General features: G+C 37.9%; 2 protein-coding genes. Both read right to left on the bottom strand.

The window, feature by feature from the left end:
* Positions 1–32: 32 nt before the first annotated feature.
* Complete coding sequence (locus tag GUB10_RS15840; RefSeq protein ID WP_193712427.1) at positions 33–971, bottom strand: transposase; 939 nt, start codon at positions 969–971, stop codon at positions 33–35.
* Positions 972–1,011: 40 nt separating this feature from the next.
* Positions 1,012–1,398 (bottom strand): hypothetical protein, encoded by a 387-nt coding sequence (locus GUB10_RS15835; protein ID WP_193712426.1) that lies wholly within the window; start codon positions 1,396–1,398, stop codon positions 1,012–1,014.
* Between the last annotated feature and the right edge of the window lie 70 nt (positions 1,399–1,468).

The following is a 1,468-nucleotide window of genomic DNA, read 5'->3' as shown; positions in this document are numbered from 1 at the left end:
GGATCAAGACCATTTTCTGGGTTTTTGAGTTTTTAAGCAAATAATTTTTCAAGTCGAAATAAGAAGAACTCGGTATTTCTTACTCCTCTTAATTGTGCTCTAAAGGCTTTTATTTTTGCATTAAAAGATTCAGCTGAAGCATTGGTGCTTCGGTTTGTAAAGTAGTTTAATATAGAATGGTAGTTTACGTAAATGCTATTGGCTACCGTTTTGAAGCTTTTAAAACCAGATTCTTCTACTTCTTTATACCAGTGAGCTAGTTTTGTAAAGGCTATACCTTTGTTTTTTGTTTGGTTGAAGATATTCCTGAGGTTGTTTACTAGCTTGTAAGCTTTTTCTATTTCAGGATATTCGGTAAATAAGATAGCTGCCCTTTCTTTTTGATTATTAGTCCACTTCTCTGTTGATTTGTAGAGTAAATACCTGCTTCTTGCCAGAAGTTGCTTTTGGCTATCTCCGTTGGGAAGTAGTTTTGGCAGGAAGGCTTTACCGGGGGTGGTCTTTGCCTGCTTTATCTGCTCATTCTCCTGGTCAATGGCTTCCCATCGGTATTTTATGCGAAGTTCTTGTAATGCTTCTATGGCAAGTTTTTGAACGTGGAACCTATCAGTTACCTGGATAGCTTTAGGGAAACAAACTTTTGCAATATGCTTCATCGAGTGCGCCATATCAAGGGTTATCTCCTTAACTTTATTGCGGATGGATGATGGGAGTTTAAGAAGCCTATCAATGATTGGCTCTGCCCGTGTTCCTTTGAAGATGCTTACCAAAGCTCCTTTCTTACCCTTAGCCTCTTTATTGGTGATTATGGTATAGAGTTCTCCCTGAGATAAGGCAGTCTCATCAATAGAGAGAAAAGCTCCAATGTTTTGAGGATATAAGAGCCATTTCCCGGCGTGAGATTTTTGTTCCCAGTGTTGAAATTGACTTAGGTGGTTTTTATACTGGCGTTGAAATTTCTTACCTGAAATTCCGAAGAACCCTCCTACCTGATGACTGCTAAGAGCTGTATTATCGGTTGCCTTCTTTTAAAAAATCAGCGAACTCTTTTGAAAGACGAGTACCCTGTGCAATAAAATCTCCCCAACTCCGGTTTACTTTGATCCACTTCTGATCTACTAAAACATCCCAACGTCTTCGCTTCAGGCTTAAGCTTACCAGATTATCTCTGATTGGATAATCATCAATTATACGAGGTTCCATAAAGCCACTAGCTTTGTATTGGTGGTTTTTATAGGCTTCCGGGATTTCCTTTTTCTCTTCCAAATAAATGGTCAGTCGATTAACGTACAGTGGATCTTTAATGGCCTTTTTATCAAATCCAACAATATCAAAATACGTTAATAAACCTTCAGGAAGGATTAAGCTTAGCAGGGATAGGTCAGTCTCTTTATTCACTGGATAATATTTATCTACAAAGAAAACTATTTTTCACTCTAGACCCAACTTTTGAGATTGATCCGATATT

Origin of the sequence: Salegentibacter sp. BLCTC (assembly GCF_015143665.1) — a bacterium.
GTDB classification, from domain to species: domain Bacteria; phylum Bacteroidota; class Bacteroidia; order Flavobacteriales; family Flavobacteriaceae; genus Salegentibacter; species Salegentibacter maritimus.
Note: the sequence above shows the minus strand (reverse complement) of the source record. Positions and strands in the feature narration are given on the sequence as shown.